A 14,597-nucleotide genomic window follows, 5' to 3' on the forward strand; every position below is an offset into this window, starting at 1 on the left:
GCCTTTATTATTTATATCAATTTATGATTTTAAATATCGTTAAAGATGATTTTAAAACTAGTCCCTACTCCAACCTCGCTTTCAACAGAAATTGTCCCTTTCATAGCTTCAATTTGATTTCTGGTTATATACAAACCAATTCCGCGGGCTTCCTGATGTTTATGAAATGTTTTATACATTCCAAATAACAAATCACCATATACATTCAAATCAATACCCAATCCGTTATCGGTAATTTTTAAAGATTTATGTCCTTCGGGTTCAATCGAAAAATCAAACACAATAACAGGATCACGATCAGGATGCGCGTATTTTATGGCATTTGTTGCAAAATTCAACAAAACACTTTCCATATAAGCCGGATTAAAATTAACCGTCAAGTACTTCGGAACATTATTTATTATCGTGACATTCTTTTGTTTATCAAACCCTTTTATAGTCGAGATCGTTTTGTCGATATAATCACAAAGTTTTAAGGGTACAACCGCAATATTAATATTGCTTTGCGTTTTTACAATCTGGGTTAAATTTGAAATCGTATCATTTAAGTCATTAGAAACAGTTCTTAAATGTTCCAGCATCTCATTTACAGTTTGTCGCTCGATATCGGCATCAATAAAGTCCAAAATCGATTTTATATTGCCTGCCTGTGTATTTAGATTATGCGAAACGATATGCGAAAAATTTACCAGTCGGCTGTTTTGATCGCTGTATAATTTCATGGTTTTCAAAAGCTCTAACTCTTTTTCTTTTTGTAAAGAAACATCGGTATGCGTACCAATAACACGTAATGGTTTTCCGTTCTCATCCCTTTTGATCACTTTTCCGCGATCCAGAATCCATTTATAATTACCGCTGGAAGTCATTACACGATGGTAATTTTCGTAATATGGAATCTTATTGTCAAAATGTTCCTGAATATCCGAATAGTATTTGGGCAAATCATCCGGATGCACAATTTTATCCCAGCGTTCCGGATCATCAAAAATATCAGTCGACTCGAGTTCCAGAATTTTAAGCGATAACGAAGAATAAAAAACATTATTGGTCATCATATCCCAATCCCAGATTCCGGCCGTAGAAGCTTCAAGAGCAAACTGAAAACGCTCTTCGGATATACGCAGCTTTTCTTCTTTATCTTTCAATTCTGTAATATCAGAAACATGGCCATAAAAACTAACGCAACCATCCGCAGGAGACAATTCGGTTTTAGAAGAAATTTTAAACCAACGCAATCCCTTTTTTGGAAGAACAGCCCTAAATTCAATCTCCCAGGGTTTTATGTCTCTTCGTGCTCTGACTAAGGAATCAAAAAAGAAATCGCGATCCTGAGGAAAAATTCTATCATAGATAATGAGTTTAGGATCACTTGAAAACATTTCGGCGGTAAGCTCAAAAATTTCATCAGCAGATTTACTGACAAGAGGAAAAGTATAATTATTATCGCAATCAATAACAAAGTGAAAAAGCAAATCAGGCATTTCTGCAAATAACTTCTTGTAAAAATTATTCACCTCTAAGCAGTCCTCACTTCCGTATAAATCAAAAACCATATGCTACTTATTTTTACTTAAATTTAGTGATCAAAATAACATTTAAAACAATAAAAGCGCTGTTTGTCGATCTTATCTGCCTTTAGTAGAAAATACATCACAATATATTAAATTTTCACTTAAAATAACTTCTCATAGCAAAAAAATTATTTTCGGGGATGATAAGAATGCATGACTTCTTTTAGAAAACTTCGATCCAAATGCACATAAATTTCAGTCGTTGTAATAGATTCGTGCCCCAACATTAACTGAATCGATCGCAAATCGGCGCCATTTTCAAGTAAGTGAGTAGCAAATGAATGACGCAAAGTATGAGGACTAATACTTTTATGCAAACTAATTTTTACCGCCAAATCTTTGATAATCGTAAAGATCATGGCTCGCGTAAGCTGGTTACCTCTTCGGTTCAGGAACAAAGTATCTTCGTGACCTTTTTTTATGGTTAGATTTACACGAACTTCCTTGTGATAAATCTGTATGTATTTTTGAGTCAATTTCCCAATAGGCACAAAACGTTCTTTGTTTCCTTTTCCGGTAATTTTTATAAAACCTTCATCAAAAAATAAATCCGAAATTTTAAGCGAAATCAGTTCTGAAACCCTGAGTCCGCAACCATATAGAGTTTCTAACATGGCGCGATTTCGCTCCCCTTCGTTAGAACTTAAATCAATCGCCGCAATAAGCGCATCAATTTCCTGTACAGACAAAGTATCCGGTAATTTACGGCCAGTTTTGGGGGTTTCGATTAGCTCCAGTGGATTATCATTTCTATAATCTTCAAAAACCAGGTAATTAAAAAAACTTTTTAAGCCTGAAATAATCCGGGCTTGCGAACGCGGATTAACCTCTTTGGCAACAGCATATATAAATTGCTGTATCGTTTCGTCATTAATTTTTAAAGGAGAAACTTCAATGTGATTCGTTTCCAAAAAAAGACGCAATCGTTCGATATCAAAACCATAATTTTCGATGGTGTTTTTCGACAACCCTCTTTCGATTCGTAAATACGATTGATAATCTTTGATGTATCGGCTCCAATTCATACTTACAAAGTAAAACATTTTTAAGCATAAAAAAACCTTCCTGAATCAGGAAGGTTTCTTAGTATGAAATTATCTAATTAGATTAGAATTTGTAGCCTACAGATAAAGAGAAAACGCTGTTTTTAACTTTTGCGTTATCGCCTTCTTCGTTTTTATTAATATTTGATAAACCAAGATTATAACGTAAACCTACAGAAAGATTTTCAGTAAAATCATATCCAGCACCAAAGTTTACCCCAAAATCAATTGATTCGAAACCATCTTTTACATCTATATCCTCTGAATATTTTTCACCATCTACAGTTTCCTCATACTTTGATTTAGCACTTAGTAAAAATCCAATTTGCGGACCTGCTTCAAGACTAAATTTTTCAGCCACATAATATTTTGCCATTACTGGAATATTTAAATAGCTTACATTTACTTTATTTTCATATGAGCCAAAAAGATCACTACCTTCTTGTTTTGAACCTTGAGTTGAGAATAAAATCTCAGGTTGAATTGCGAATTTATCAGAAAGTTTGATTTCAGCAAAACCGCCAACGTGAAAACCAACTAACGATTTTGCATCATCAACATCTCCTGTAAAAGTAGATAAGTTTGCACCAGCTTTTACTCCAAATCTTGTTTCTTGAGCGCTAACACTCATAAATGCCATAACTGCAACTGCAGATAAAAGAACTTTTTTCATTATTATTTGTTTTGGTTAAATTAATTCGATGGCAAATATAGAAATATACTTACCAAAAAATTATTTGTATTTTAACATTTTTTGTAGTAACTAGGCGCAAAATCTTATTAAAAATATATTTTTCTTACAAAAAAAAGCCTTCCTGATTCAGGAAGGCTTTTTAAATATTTTCAATAAAATATTTAAAACTTATAAGCTGCAGAAAATGAAAAAACACTGTTATGAAGTTTAGTATCATCACCTGCTTCGGTTTTTGCGATATTCGCTAATCCTAAATTATATCTTGCCCCTATTCCAAAATGCTCTGTAAACTCATAACCTGCTCCAAAATTTAATCCAAAATCGATTGATTCGAAACTATCCTTAACATCATCTTCAACGGTTTGACTAAATCCATCCAGTTTTGTTTTTGTCTTTGCAGAAGTTAAAAATCCAATTTGTGGACCAGCTTCGATACTAAATTTTTCTGCTACATAATACTTAAACATCACCGGCACATTTATATAGGATAAATTAAAATTAATATCTCCCGTAAAAAATTCATCGCCTAAGTAATCTCCAATATTTGCAATTTTAGTTCCCTGAGTAGAGTACAGAAGTTCCGGCTGAATAGAGAATTTTTCAGAAATTTTTATTTCTACAAACCCTCCAACATTAAAACCTGCTCTTGATTTTAAATTAGCTCCATCTGTATCTCCTGTAAAATTCGAAATATTTAGGCCACCTTTAAGACCATATTTAACATCTTGTGCATTTGTAAAGCCAAATGCCATAACTGCAATTGCAGATAAAATAACTTGTTTCATTTTATTTTTTTGGTTGATTAATTTCGCCAAATATAGAAATATACTTATTAAAAACCAGAATAAATCAGATACTATAATTTTGGGTGGTAAATTCTTATTATGAAAATTTTGAGCATAAAAAAACCTTTCTGAAATTCAGAAAGGTTTTTGAGATTAATTAATTCTTAAAATTAGAATTTATAAGCTAGAGATAACGCAAGGTTACTGTTTTTAGCACTATTGTAATAATCATCTTCATTATCAATATCTTTATCTGAAAGAGGAGATAAACCAATAGTATAACGAAGACCTACTGAAAGATTATCAGTAAAACTATAACCCGCTCCAATGTTAAAACCAAAATCTACTGATCTTGTATAATCTTTAATATCTTCACCATCAAGTTTTGCAGACAATAAAACACCTAATTGTGGTCCTGCTTCAACATTAAATTTTTTATCTACTATATAATATTTTGCTAAAACCGGAATATTTAAATAATTCAATTTATAATCGTAATCTCCTCCAAAACCATCAAATTTACTTCCCTGCGTTGAGAATAAAAGTTCTGGTTGAATAAAAAATTTCTCTACAACATGAATTTCAGCAAAACCGCCAACGTGAAAACCAACTAATGATTTAGTATCATCAACATCTCCACCAACTACTGTTGAAAGGTTAAGACCTCCTTTTATTCCAAATCTTGTTTGTTGTGCATTAGTAAATCCAAATGCCATTACTGCTATAGCAGCTAAAATAATTTTCTTCATCTTAATTTGTTTTGGTTAAATTTAATGTTCAAATATAAAAATATACTTCACAAAAAATAACTTGCATTTTAACAAATAAAGTGGTAATTAGACAGTTAAACTCATTAAAAGTAAACGGACAAACTTTTATTTGTTGTAAATTAAACCACAAACAAAAAAACCTTCCTAAATAATTAGGAAGGCTTTTAAAAAATATTATAATTCCGGTATTAGAAATGCAATGCAAAACCAATAGTAAATTGAAGAACATCTTTACCAAAATCTTCATTTAATGTTACGTTGTAACGAACGCCTGGCTCAATAGAAATGTTATTTCCAATAAACCATGTATATCCTCCATGAATTCCTAAATAAGAAGGATTCTCATCTGCATCTTTAACACTTGCTCCTGTATAAGAAAGTTCAAATGGAATTTTGTTGATTACATAATACTTTGCTCCAACTTTATAAGAGAACTTAGAAGTACCGTAATCTCCTCCTTGATCACCATACCCTAAACCAGCTTTTATCGCTAAATTATCCATAACGAAGTAACCTCACTCAGCACCAATATTCCAAGAAGTTGTACCATCTTCTGAATTTAGTGCAAAACCTGTGTTACCAGTTCCTCTCGCGCCAAAAGAAGTATTACCCTCAATAAGGTATTTTCCTCTTTTAGTTTGCTCTTGTGCGCTTGCAAAACCAACTGTCATTACTGCAATAGCAGCTAAAATATTTTTTTTATGTTTACAATTTTTTTTTATTATTATTCTATAAAACTAATCTTATACTTGTTAAAAAAAGTCCAAGAGAAGACTGAAAAGTATTAAAATAAGACAGAATTTATAAAGAAACAAAAAACTGAAATTCAAAGGATTAAAGGCAAAAACACCAAATAACAACCGTAAAAAGCGAAAATGAGTGCGAATTTTATTAATTATTTAAACCAATATATAAAACAATAAAATCAAAATAATGTAGTTTTGACTAATAGATAACGTTAAAAAATACCAAATTTTAAAAAAACACTTTTATGAAAAAAATAATTTTAGCGGCTGTTTTGTTCATGGCAACATCAGCTACAATTCAGGCACAATTATTAAAACTTGGAGTTAAAGCAGGGGTTAACTTTGCAAGTCAAACTGGAGATTTTCCAGATCAAATTGACAAAGAAGGTATCACTAGCTACCATGCTGGTTTGGTTGCTGAAATAAAATTACTAGACAAATTTTCTATTCAACCAGAGCTTTTATACTCTACAACAGGTGCATCTTATAAATTTGATGATGTAAGTGGAGATATTAAAAATGAGCTAGGGTACATCTCCATTCCGGTAATGGCTAAATTTTATTTAAATAATACATTTAGTTTAGAAGTAGGACCACAGGCTTCTTTCTTAGTAAGTGAAAGAAATGATTTTGATGTTAAAAATGGTGAAACTTTTGAATTTGGTGTAAATGCCGGTTTAGGAGTAAAACTTACTGAAAACTTCTTTTTACAAGGTCGTTATGGTTTAGGATTGACAGAAGCTTCTAAAAATGCAGATGTTAAAAACTCTGTATTCCAGATCTCAGCAGGGTTTATGTTCTAAAAAAATATATCACATACTTTTATAAAAACCGTTCTATTAATTAGAACGGTTTTTTTATTTTTACCAAGTGCTATGGCAATGGCAATTTCAAAAATCAATTACAATATCACTCAATTAAAAATTCAACATATAATAACTTTAGATTAAATGAACTTATATTACTTATATGGTTTTTTAAAAAAATCTAACTGTTTTTTCAAAATAACTTAAATATGAAAATTGCTATAATCAACGGACCCAATTTGAATCTTTTAGGAAAAAGAGAACCGGAAGTTTACGGAAGTCAAACCTTTGAAGATTATTTTGAAACGTTGCAAAAAACGTATCCCAATATCGAGCTGTCGTATTATCAAAGTAATATCGAAGGCGAACTGATTGGAAAAATTCAGGAATTCGGTTTTACTTATGACGGAATTATTTTGAATGCCGGCGCTTATACACACACCTCAATAGGTTTGGGAGATGCCATTAAAGCAGTAACAACACCCGTAATCGAAGTGCATATTTCGAATACTTACGCCCGTGAAAGTTTCAGGCACCAATCGTATTTATCCGGCAATGCAAAAGGAGTAATTTTGGGCTTTGGACTAAAAAGTTATAATCTCGCCATTCAATCTTTCTTGTAAGTCTTTATTTAACAATTTTTTAATAAGCTCATTTTTAACTTATTCTATTTTTGTTAGATATACCACTTTCATGAAAAACTATACTTTACTTGCCTTTTTATTTTTTTCAATCTCCAATTTTGCCCAAATAAAGGGAACTATAACCGACGAAAAAGGAAACCCGTTGCCTTTTGTTTCTGTATTTGAAGAAAACACTTATAGCGGAACCACGTCAAACGAACAAGGAAAATATCAGCTTAACATAAAAGAAGTTGGTAAAAACAAAATCGTTTTTCAATATCTGGGTTTCAAAACTCAAAAGATATCTGTTTCGGGAGATTCAAAGACAATAGTTTTGGATGTAAAAATGGCTGAAGAAAGCTTTGCTCTAAACGAAGTTGTAATTGATCTTAAAAAAAATCCTGCTGATGCTATTATAAGGAATGCTATAGCAGAAAAAAAAGAAAACTCAGACAAAACCGGAAGATATACTGCCGATTTTTATTCGAAAGGAATGTTTAAAGTCAAGGATTTACCTAAAAAAATTCTGGGTAAAAAAGTAGATCTTGGCCAGGATATGGCATCCAATCTGGATTCTACAGGAACCGGAATTTTGTATTTATCTGAAACTATTTCTAAAATTACTTTTGAAAAACCTGACAAATTAAAGGAGAAAATTATCGCTTCGAAAATTTCCGGAAACAATAAAGGATATAGCTATAACACCGCTTCGTTATCGACTTATGATTTTTATGATAACACGCTTGACTTTGATGTTAAGCTCATCTCTCCTATTGCTGATAATGCTTTCAGTTATTACAAATACAAGCTCGAAGGAACATTTTATGATGATAACAACCAACAGGTTTATAAAATTAAAGTCATACCAAAACGCGATAAAGAACCTGTTTTTGAAGGGTATATTTATATTGTCGACGATAGTTTTGCCATTTACGCCCTTGATTTAGATATAAAAGGGTATCGAATGAAGAATGAATTTACTGAAGTCATGACTCTAAAACAAAGCTTTAGTTACAATACAAAAAATAAAATCTGGACAAAAAATGCACAAACACTCGATTTTAATGCTGGTATCTTTGGCGTAAAATTCTCGGGGAAATTTAATTATGTATATTCTAATTATGAGTTTCCAGCTTCTTTTGAAAAGAAAACTTTTGGAAATGAAATTGTTGCTTTTGAAGCCAATGCCAATAAAAAAGATGATGCTTTCTGGAATCAGATCAGACCAATTCCGCTAACAATTGAAGAAAGCACTGATTATACTAAAAAAGACAGTTTGCAGACCATTAGAAAATCTCAAAAATACATAGATTCGGTAGACACAAAAAACAATAAGTTTAAAGTCACCGATATTTTAATGGGTTATGATTATAAAAACACTTTCAAAAAATATTCGTTTGATTACAAAGGATTATTAAACATCGCTTCTTTAAGTTTTAATACCGTTCAGGGATTTAATTTAGATTCTGGTTTCTCGTTTAAAAAATGGAATGAAGACGAAGGTAAAAGCACTTCGATAAGCACGACTTTTAATTATGGTTTTTCAGATGAGCGTTTTAGAATTACCGGAGATTTTACGCATAAATTCAACAATATAAATTTCGCAACGATTAATATATCAGGAGGAACAAAAGTAGCTCAATTTAATAGTTTCGAACCTATAAGTAAGCTGGTCAATTCTGTAAGTTCTTTGTTTTTTAAGGATAATTACATGAAATTGTATAATCTGGAATATGCCCAGATTGGCTATTCACAAAACATCCTAAATGGCGTAAATTTATTTGGAAAAGCGGGTTACGAGCAACGAAAACCTCTCTTTAATACCACTGATTATTCTTTCTTTAAAAAAGATGACATCTATTCTTCTAATAATCCGTTGGCACCAAATGATTTTACAAAGCCGGCTTTTGATCCTCATCACTTATTTAAAGCTGCAATAAGTACCCGAATTAACTTTGGCAACAAATACATTTCAAGACCTGACGGCAGATATAATATTAAAAATGATAAATATCCAACGGTTTTTTTAGCTTTCGAAAAAGCATTTGCTGCCAGCGAGAAAAAATACGAATTTGAACGCATTGGCGCTTCTGTTGTTTATGATTTATCATTAGGCAATAAAGGAACTCTGGGAATGAATTTAAGAGCAGGAAAATTCTTTAATGCCGAAAATATTTCATTTATCGATTACAGACATTTTAACGGAAACCAGACTCATATAGGAACAAGCGAACGTTATTTGAATGTTTTTAATTTAATGCCCTATTATGCCAATAGCACCAATGACAGTTATTTCGAAATGCATTTGGAACACAACGACAAGGGATTTATTATGAATAAAATCCCGTTATTGAATCTTTTAAAATCTACCATGAATCTTGGGTTTCATTCTTTGGCAATTCCGAACAGAAAGCCTTACACAGAATTTACGGCTGGTTTAGACAATTTAGGATTCGGAAAATTTAAATTGTTCAGAGTAGATTATGTTCATTCTTATCAAGGCGGCATTCAGCAAAATGGTGTTGTGTTTGGGCTGAAGATTCTAAATGTGTTAGACTAATCTAGGCACAAAGGATCAAAAGTTCAGAGTTACAAAGGTATATGCTTTGAGAAATTCTGGACTTCACCCAAAATAACAAGCTATTATAAAAAAAAATCCGTTTACCCTTGAAAAAGAATAAACGGATTTTTTTTATATTTCAATCTTTCTAAAGTTAAAACAAAACCTTTGTCCCTCTGAACCTTTGCCACTTTGAACCTTTGCCACTTTGAACCTTTGCCACTTTGAACCTTTGCCACTTTGAACCTTTTTTTAATGATAATCATCCGGTTCGATATGAATCAGGACATTACCCAATTCAGGAATTCTTTCTTTTAGGGTATCTTGTAGTTTATGTGATAAATCGTGGCCTTCTTTTACCGAAATTTTTGCCGATACAATAGCATGAAGATCGACATGATATTTCATTCCGGCTTTACGGATGAAACATTTTTCGGTTCCAAGGATACCGACCACTTTTAGGGATTCGATTCTGATTTCTTCGACTAAATCATCGTTCAGATTTTCATCCATAATTTCCCCAAGCGCAGGTCTGAAAATTTTATAGCTGTTATATAAGATAAAAAAAGCAGCAAAAAGCGCCGCCCAATCATCTGCTGATTCATACCCTTTTCCCATAATTAGCGCAATCGAAATACCAATAAACGCTGCTACTGATGTAATAGCATCACTACGATGGTGCCATGCGTCGGCGGCTAACGAAGAGCTATTGGTTTCTTTGCTACGATTCATTACCAAACGATATGAATATTCTTTCCAGACAATAATTACACCCAGAACATACAATGTCCATGATTTTGGTAATCCGTGTGGAGTCTGGATATTGGCAATACTTTCGTACCCAATAATGGTTGCCGAGGTGATTAAAAAACCAACAACCAAAAAGGTTATTAAAGGTTCTGCCCTACCGTGACCATAAGGATGGTTTTCGTCTGCAGGTTTATTGGAATATTTGATTCCGAATAACACCAGACAAGACGAAAATATATCGGCAGTAGACTCGATCGCATCTGCAATTAAGGCATAAGAATTGCCAAAAAAACCTGCCAGGCCTTTTACCAAGGCTAAGCAGGTGTTTCCAACTATACTAAATATAGTAGCTTTTACAGCTTTTTGTTCATCTGTCATTTGAGACTATTTTTTTCGCCATTGAATTTCAAAAATTAAAAATTAGTGTAATTCGTGTAATTCGTGGCTAACTCTTATTACGCTCTCACGATTTTAGCTCCAATTGCTCTTAAACGCTCGTCGATACGCTCGTATCCACGATCGATTTGTTCGATATTTTGAATTGTGCTTGTTCCTTTTGCCGATAAAGCTGCAATTAATAATGAAATCCCCGCACGAATATCAGGAGATGACATTGTTGTTGCTTTTAGCTGAGATTCGAAATTATGCCCCATAACCACCGCTCTGTGCGGATCACATAACATAATTTTTGCTCCCATATCGATTAATTTATCCACGAAAAACAAACGGCTTTCGAACATTTTCTGGTGAATTAAAACATCGCCTTTTGCTTGTGTAGCCACAACCAAAACGATACTCAACAAGTCAGGTGTAAATCCTGGCCATGGTGCATCGGCAATTGTTAAAATAGAACCATCGATATCGGTTTTTACTTCATACCCGTCTTTGTGAGCAGGAATGTAAATATCATCTCCGCGTTTTTCGATTGTAATTCCTAGTTTTCTGAAAGTATTAGGAATCAAACCTAAATTCTCCCAGCTTACATTTTTGATCGTGATTTCACTTTTTGTCATAGCCGCAAGACCAATCCAGGAACCAATTTCGATCATATCAGGCAAGATTGTGTGCTCACATCCTCCTAGGCTTTCAACACCTTCGATAGTCAATAAGTTAGATCCTACACCTGTAATGTTAGCTCCCATTGAGTTCAACATTTTACACAATTGCTGTAAGTAAGGCTCACAAGCTGCGTTGTAAACTGTGGTTGTTCCTTTTGCCAAAACAGCAGCCATAACGATATTTGCTGTTCCTGTTACTGATGCTTCATCAAGCAACATATCTGTTCCTGTAAGTCCTTCTTTTGGAGATTCTACTCCGTAAAAGTGATCTTCTCTGTTGTATCTGAATTTTGCTCCAAGGTTAATAAAACCTTCAAAGTGTGTATCTAATCTACGACGGCCAATTTTATCTCCTCCCGGTTTAGGAATATATCCTTTTCCGAAACGTGCCAAAAGCGGTCCAACAATCATAATAGAACCACGAAGCGCTCCACCTTCTTTTTTGAAAGCTTCGGTTTCTAAATATCCAACATTAACTTCATCAGCCTGAAACGTAATCGAACCCGGTTCATTGCGTTGAATTTTAACTCCTAAATTACCCAACAAGGTGATTAATTTATTGATGTCAATAATATCGGGAATATTATTAATTTTTACTTTATCCCCCGTTAGAAGCACGGCACATAAAATTTGTAATGCCTCATTTTTTGCTCCTTGCGGAGTGATTTCTCCTTTTAAAGGAGTTCCTCCTTCGATTTTAAAAATTCCCATATTCTTTTTTTAGAGTTTCTGAGTTACTAAGGTTCTAAGATTCTAAGTTTTTCTCTTTGTAAAAAAACTCAGTAATTTAGCTGCTTAGCAACTTTTTATTTTTGTTTTTGTTTTTTAGGGCTTTGAGTTACTGATATTCTAAGATCCTGAGCTAAAAAAATTAGCAACTTAGCATCTTAGTCCCGATAGCTATCGGGATAGTACCTTTTTTTACTTTTGATTATTTTTCTGAAAAGGTTTTGGTTTTCCCGGACCTTTATTGTTTTTGTTGCTTTGGATTTTTGGTTGTCCCGGTGGCGTGATTTTGTTCGACATGCGTTTGTTGGTACGCAATAAATCAGTAGTATTTAAAAGCTCTTCTGTGCTTTGTAATAAATTGATTTTTCCTCCTGACAATTCAAATAAATGCTCGAAAATCACATCATCTTTTACTGTGTCTTTGTTCCAGCTCAGGTATGATTTTTTCATGTGGTTGGCAATGACCAAAACCAATGCATTTTTCATTTCTCCATCTTCCCATTTATTGGCAACATCAATCATATATTTGATATTATTACCGTAAAATCTGTATTTAGGAAAATTTTGCGGATAGTGTAAAACATCCGGTTTTAACTGCAGCACATCTCTTGACGGAATTGGATAGGGTGATTCTACATTCAATTTAAAATCAGACATGATAAAAAGCTGATCCCATAATTTATGCTGAAAATCCGGTACATCACGCAAATGCGGATTCAGACTTCCCATAACCTGAATGATGTATTTCGCGGCTTTATTGCGCGTTTCATCATCTTCAATAATAGTTGCCTGATCGATCAATTTTTGCAAATGACGACCATATTCCGGAATAAGTAAACGCTGTCTTTCAGAATTGTATTCTAAATTAAAAACAACGTCATTCGCGACTTCTTTTTTATATTTTTCGACCATAATTTATAATGAAACTATACCTTCTATAGTAGAAACTTCTTTGTATTTGCTAATCACTTGATCAGCACTATGCATTGTAACATCTACAGAAACACTGGTAAATTTACCTGTTTTAGATTTTGTTGTTTTAATAACGGCGCCCATACTATCAAATGCTTTTTCAACCCGCTCGACATTATCGTCAACCGAAGGCACTATAAATTTATACAAATATTCTGCAGGCCAAGTATTTGAGTTATCTAACTCTACCTTTAATCTTTCGTAAAATTCGGCTGTGTTTTTTTCTTTATCGTTCTCCATTTGCACATTAAAATAGAAGGCAAATATACGTTTTTGATTTCAGATTTCAGATTTTAGATTTTAGATTTTTCAGACTAAAATAATTGTTTATTTTTCGCCACGAATTTCACGAATTTACACGAATTAATATCATCCAAAATCTAATTTCACGAATTATTGCATGTAATCCTATTTTATAAAGTTAAAGATTAGGGAAAACTCGTGAAATTCGTGGCGAACTTTTATATTTGAGAAAGTATTACACAAAAATTGGCTCGCTAAATCACAAAACAAGAATCTTAAAAAACTTTGTTACTGCGACTTTTCGAGATTAAACCGCAACACTATGAAAAAAATCCTTTTACTTCTTATCGCACTTATAATCAACAATCTTCAGGCACAGGAAATCAAAACGATGACTTATTTTCAGAATGATACCATCAAACTGGATCTGGATTTATACTTACCCAAAAAGAAAACTAACGAAAAAATTCCGTTGATCATTTTTGCTTTTGGCGGTGGATTTTCTGGCGGAGAACGTACAAGTGAAAAAGATTTTGGAATGTTTATGGCAAAAAACGGTTACGCAGTTGCCAGCATTTCATACAGTTTATATATGAAAGGAAAGGATTTTGGCTGTAAAGGAACCTTGACCGAAAAGATAAAAGCAATACAAATTGGTGTAAGCGATATGTGGCAAGCCACATCATTCCTGATCGAAAATGCTAACAAATACAATCTTGATGCATCAAAAATATTCATTTCAGGAATTAGTGCCGGTGCCGAAATTGGTTTTCATGCCTCGTTTTGGGATTATAAACTCATGAATTTATATAAAAACAATCTTCCTGAAAACTTTAAATACAAAGGTTTCATTGGTGGTTCGGGCGCTATTCAGGACATCAATTTAATCACAAAAGAAAAAGCGATTCCAATGTTATTAGCACACGGAAATAATGATGATACAGTTCCATATGCAGCTGGTTCACATCGTTCCTGCCCAACAAACGCTTCAGGCTGGTTGATTCTTTTTGGTTCTTATGCGGTTTATAATCATATGAATGATCTCCATAAAGATATTGAACTGATTACGTTTTGCGGCGGCGGACATGAATTCTCAGGCTATCTTTTTCATCAGGGACAACAATATGTTCTGGATTTTGTAAATGATGTTTTGAAAGGAAAAAGATTTGAATCACATATTATTATCCCGTCGGAGAAGAGGGGCAAGGATTCTGGAAAATATTTGTTTTGTGAGTAAATTAATAAAA

At 33.0% G+C, this 14,597-nt stretch carries 15 protein-coding genes; 4 read left to right on the forward strand and 11 right to left on the reverse strand.

Annotated features, from left to right (window positions below; translation table 11 throughout):
* Positions 1 to 29: 29 nt before the first annotated feature.
* The 7 genes from IRZ78_RS12150 to IRZ78_RS26150 form a co-directional block, all read right to left on the reverse strand.
* On the reverse strand, positions 30 to 1,553 hold the full coding sequence (locus tag IRZ78_RS12150) for a PAS domain-containing protein (RefSeq protein WP_194616798.1): 1,524 nt from the start codon (positions 1,551 to 1,553) through the stop codon (positions 30 to 32).
* Between the two features lie 146 nt (positions 1,554 to 1,699).
* Positions 1,700 to 2,596 (reverse strand): site-specific tyrosine recombinase XerD, encoded by an 897-nt coding sequence (gene xerD / locus IRZ78_RS12155; RefSeq protein ID WP_194616926.1) that lies wholly within the window; start codon positions 2,594 to 2,596, stop codon positions 1,700 to 1,702.
* An 82-nt stretch (positions 2,597 to 2,678) separates the two neighbouring features.
* On the reverse strand, positions 2,679 to 3,287 hold the full coding sequence (locus IRZ78_RS12160) for a porin family protein (RefSeq protein ID WP_194616799.1): 609 nt from the start codon (positions 3,285 to 3,287) through the stop codon (positions 2,679 to 2,681).
* Between the two features lie 182 nt (positions 3,288 to 3,469).
* Entirely contained in the window at positions 3,470 to 4,093 is a 624-nt protein-coding gene (locus tag IRZ78_RS12165) for a porin family protein (RefSeq protein WP_194616800.1), read from the reverse strand.
* Positions 4,094 to 4,263: 170 nt separating this feature from the next.
* Positions 4,264 to 4,842, reverse strand: a complete 579-nt coding sequence (locus IRZ78_RS12170) for a porin family protein (protein WP_194616801.1) — start codon at positions 4,840 to 4,842, stop codon at positions 4,264 to 4,266.
* A gap of 209 nt (positions 4,843 to 5,051) precedes the next feature.
* On the reverse strand, positions 5,052 to 5,366 hold the full coding sequence (locus IRZ78_RS12175) for a hypothetical protein (RefSeq protein WP_228520457.1): 315 nt from the start codon (positions 5,364 to 5,366) through the stop codon (positions 5,052 to 5,054).
* A 12-nt stretch (positions 5,367 to 5,378) separates the two neighbouring features.
* Entirely contained in the window at positions 5,379 to 5,534 is a 156-nt protein-coding gene (locus IRZ78_RS26150; protein ID WP_228520458.1) for a hypothetical protein, read from the reverse strand.
* A 320-nt stretch (positions 5,535 to 5,854) separates the two neighbouring features.
* Here IRZ78_RS26150 and IRZ78_RS12180 point away from each other — a divergent pair, with 320 nt between their 5' ends.
* The 3 genes from IRZ78_RS12180 to IRZ78_RS12190 all read left to right on the forward strand — a co-directional run bounded on the left by IRZ78_RS12180 (position 5,855) and on the right by IRZ78_RS12190 (position 9,598).
* Entirely contained in the window at positions 5,855 to 6,412 is a 558-nt protein-coding gene (locus tag IRZ78_RS12180; RefSeq protein ID WP_194616802.1) for a porin family protein, read from the forward strand.
* A 212-nt stretch (positions 6,413 to 6,624) separates the two neighbouring features.
* Positions 6,625 to 7,038, forward strand: a complete 414-nt coding sequence (gene aroQ, locus IRZ78_RS12185) for a type II 3-dehydroquinate dehydratase (protein WP_194616803.1) — start codon at positions 6,625 to 6,627, stop codon at positions 7,036 to 7,038.
* 70 nt (positions 7,039 to 7,108) lie between these two features.
* Positions 7,109 to 9,598 (forward strand): DUF5686 and carboxypeptidase regulatory-like domain-containing protein, encoded by a 2,490-nt coding sequence (locus IRZ78_RS12190; protein WP_194616804.1) that lies wholly within the window; start codon positions 7,109 to 7,111, stop codon positions 9,596 to 9,598.
* A gap of 252 nt (positions 9,599 to 9,850) precedes the next feature.
* Here the strand turns inward: IRZ78_RS12190 and IRZ78_RS12195 are convergent, their stop codons facing one another.
* The 4 genes from IRZ78_RS12195 to IRZ78_RS12210 form a co-directional block, all read right to left on the reverse strand.
* Positions 9,851 to 10,726, reverse strand: coding sequence for a cation diffusion facilitator family transporter (locus tag IRZ78_RS12195; protein ID WP_194616805.1), 876 nt, complete (start codon positions 10,724 to 10,726; stop codon positions 9,851 to 9,853).
* 77 nt (positions 10,727 to 10,803) lie between these two features.
* A complete protein-coding gene (gene murA / locus IRZ78_RS12200; RefSeq protein ID WP_194616806.1) occupies positions 10,804 to 12,117 on the reverse strand; it encodes a UDP-N-acetylglucosamine 1-carboxyvinyltransferase in 1,314 nt (437 codons plus the stop codon).
* Positions 12,118 to 12,327: 210 nt separating this feature from the next.
* Entirely contained in the window at positions 12,328 to 13,047 is a 720-nt protein-coding gene (locus tag IRZ78_RS12205; RefSeq protein ID WP_194616807.1) for a DUF4290 domain-containing protein, read from the reverse strand.
* Between the two features lie 3 nt (positions 13,048 to 13,050).
* Complete coding sequence (locus IRZ78_RS12210; protein ID WP_017498101.1) at positions 13,051 to 13,347, reverse strand: DUF493 family protein; 297 nt, start codon at positions 13,345 to 13,347, stop codon at positions 13,051 to 13,053.
* A 325-nt stretch (positions 13,348 to 13,672) separates the two neighbouring features.
* Here IRZ78_RS12210 and IRZ78_RS12215 point away from each other — a divergent pair, with 325 nt between their 5' ends.
* The gene (locus IRZ78_RS12215; RefSeq protein WP_194616808.1) at positions 13,673 to 14,587 is read left to right on the forward strand and encodes a carboxylesterase family protein; all 915 of its coding nucleotides are present in this window, start codon (positions 13,673 to 13,675) and stop codon (positions 14,585 to 14,587) included.
* The last annotated feature ends 10 nt before the right edge of the window (positions 14,588 to 14,597 follow it).

The sequence above is a fragment of the Flavobacterium sp. CSZ genome (assembly GCF_015350725.1).
GTDB lineage: Bacteria > Bacteroidota > Bacteroidia > Flavobacteriales > Flavobacteriaceae > Flavobacterium.